The sequence below is a fragment of the Microbacterium sp. BF1 genome (genome assembly GCF_019279095.1).
GTDB classification, from domain to species: domain Bacteria; phylum Actinomycetota; class Actinomycetes; order Actinomycetales; family Microbacteriaceae; genus Microbacterium; species Microbacterium maritypicum.
The window spans coordinates 1-1,017 of sequence record NZ_JAGYWT010000689.1 but is presented as its reverse complement, the minus strand read 5'-3'; the positions used below and the strand labels follow the sequence as shown (position 1 = coordinate 1,017).

Below are 1,017 nucleotides of genomic sequence, written 5' to 3'. Positions count from 1 at the left end.
AGCGCCGTCGCTGTGATGTCAGTCTGCGCGGCCCGCGGGCACATCGGGCTCCCAGCGCAACAGGTCGCCCGGCTGGCATTCGAGCACGGCGCACAGCGCGTCGAGCGTCGTGAACCGCACGGCCTTCGCGCGACCATTCTTCAAGACGGCGAGGTTGGTCGGGGTGATGCCGATCCTGTCGGCGAGTTCGCCGACGCTCATCTTCCGCCGCGCCATCATCACATCGATATCGACCACGACGGGCATCAGATCACCTCGTTGTCGAGCTCTGAGCGCCACGAGCGCGCCTCTGCCTCGCGGTCGATCGCCTGCCGCAGCAGCGCCTTCATCACCACGACCAGCAGCGCCATTCCGGCGAGCACCACTCCTGCGCCCCCGATCAGCGCCACGACACCGGGAGCGATCGATCCCTGTGCGAGCAGGGCCGCCAGGATCCACGTGAGCAGCGCAGCCGTCAGGATCGCTCCGATGATCACGTCGACGTACCGGAAGGAGGACTCCGAGAAGATCGAGCCGGCGCGCACCCTGGTCAGCAGCATCCACACGCACACGCCGAAGACCTGGAGTGTGCCGACACCCAGGACGACGAGGGAGACCAGGAAGATCCGGCCCCAAAGCTCGTTCTCGCCGAGGTCGAGCCACAGCAGAGGGACGATCAGGGCCTGCACCGCCACGGAGCCGAGCATCGCCACAGCGATCACGATGCGCAGCACGAGGATCGTCAGTTTTCCCATGGAGTGACCTTTCATCGAAGAACATGGGAAATCTATCGATATTCGTTCGATCTGGCAAGTCGGATCACTCCGAGCGACCGTCGAGACCCCCTCGGATGGAGACCTCGGAGGGGCCTCAGTGCTTCCGCAGGAGAGCGCGGAGTCTGCGGGCGGTTCGTCCGGCGAAGTCCTTCACGCGTCCACCCGGCCATTCGCGGCGGAGCTCGACGCGGCCGTCATCCGTCGCCACGAGAGCGCATGAGCGTCCGGCGAGCAGAGGCGACCGCCCGGCGCGGGCGAGCAC

The 1,017-nt window shown here is 66.6% G+C and carries 2 protein-coding genes; both read right to left on the bottom strand.

The features are described from left to right. Positions 1–18 precede the first annotated feature (18 nt). Positions 19–246, bottom strand: coding sequence for a helix-turn-helix transcriptional regulator (locus KZA10_RS16060; protein ID WP_055869206.1), 228 nt, complete (start codon positions 244–246; stop codon positions 19–21). Next, complete coding sequence (locus KZA10_RS16055; protein WP_055869207.1) at positions 246–734, bottom strand: DUF2975 domain-containing protein; 489 nt, start codon at positions 732–734, stop codon at positions 246–248. Before KZA10_RS16055 ends, KZA10_RS16060 begins: the two co-directional genes overlap by 1 nt. Between the last annotated feature and the right edge of the window lie 283 nt (positions 735–1,017).

Excerpts from the sequence above, each read along its gene's own strand:
- KZA10_RS16055 (WP_055869207.1), bottom strand. The coding sequence starts at position 734 with ATGGGAAAACTGACGATCCTCGTGCTGCGCATCGTGATCGCTGTGGCG.
- KZA10_RS16060 (WP_055869206.1), bottom strand. The coding sequence starts at position 246 with ATGCCCGTCGTGGTCGATATCGATGTGATGATGGCGCGGCGGAAGATG.